The organism is Kistimonas scapharcae (genome assembly GCF_039540975.1).
GTDB classification, from domain to species: Bacteria; Pseudomonadota; Gammaproteobacteria; order Pseudomonadales; family Endozoicomonadaceae; genus Kistimonas; species Kistimonas scapharcae.
On sequence record NZ_BAABFL010000078.1, the window covers coordinates 1 to 1131 of the forward strand.

General features: G+C 54.7%; 1 protein-coding gene. It reads right to left on the minus strand.

The genetic code is table 11. From position 1 onward, the window contains the following. Positions 1 to 1131 (minus strand): hypothetical protein (locus ABD892_RS04380; protein ID WP_345194149.1); only part of this gene is annotated, 1131 nt, incomplete at both ends.

A 1131-nucleotide genomic window follows, 5' to 3' on the forward strand; every position in this document is an offset into this window, starting at 1 on the left:
ATCCGGATATTCACGGTTGCGGTAGTTCGCATTCATCCGTGCCAGAGGTTCGCTGTCAAAGGTGCGGATACCCGCATATGTCTTGCCACCCAGTTCGGGGACCTTGGGTTGCAGGCCGTAGGTCTTGACGGTCTTGTTGCCCTGACGGGTTTCTCGTGTGACGATCTCCGCCTGATGGGTCGGGTAAATATGGTGGAGTGCCGCCAGCTCGTGCTCGGCCTCTTTCTTGTATTGGGCAGAGACGTTTTTCAGTTCTCCCCTGAAGGCGTCGAGTGTCGATTGTTCGCTGGCCTCGGTGAGCTGGATACCGTCGTCAAACTCGGCTTCCCTGCCGAGTGCAGATTCACTGACGGTATCGGCGGCTTCCTGGCTGGCGTCGTATTTGCCCCAGTGCTCCTTCAGGAAGGTATAGACAATGGCGATTTCGGCTTCGGTTTTGGTGAAGCCTCGGCGCATTAACTTGCCTCTAGCTCTTGTAAACTCCCCTCGTCTGACAACATCACTATTGCTAAACAATGCTGCTTTCGCTTGTTCGAGGGATGCTCTTACTTCATCCTCAATGAATGCTACTTGTTCTTGTATTCTTTTTGTTTTTTCGATTGCTCCATAATCTGGTCGAATATCTGCTTGTCGCTCTCTGGTGTTATCTGCGCTGCGAGAGCTTCGTCCACCGTCATTCCTTGGCTGGCTATCAACGCCTGTGTTTTTGCTGTTAGTGGTGTTCGTTTCGCTTCCTCTGGCCCCACCAACTCCTCGTGTTCTTTCATCTGCTTCACCAACCACTCCAGTTCCGCCACTGTCGCTGGCCGGTACGCTTTCTCCTTGTCCGTCATCACTCTGCTCCGTGGTGTCTTGTTGTTGTGGCTCTAACGCTACCGCAGTTTGCTCGGGCTGTTCAACCAGCAACTCGGTCTGCTGCGGAGGAACATATTCATCCTGATCAACTGTATCCTGCTCGATGGTATCCGGATTAACGGTGCCGGGATCATCAGCCAGCCCCGGAGTGGAAGCAACCTCATCTTCCCACGCCTGACGCTGGGCCTGCTCCCGCTCCTCGATCTCCTGCTGAACCGGCACCACCCGAACACTGTCGCCTTCATGCGCCACCGCCTCACGGTTGGCAACAGCCTG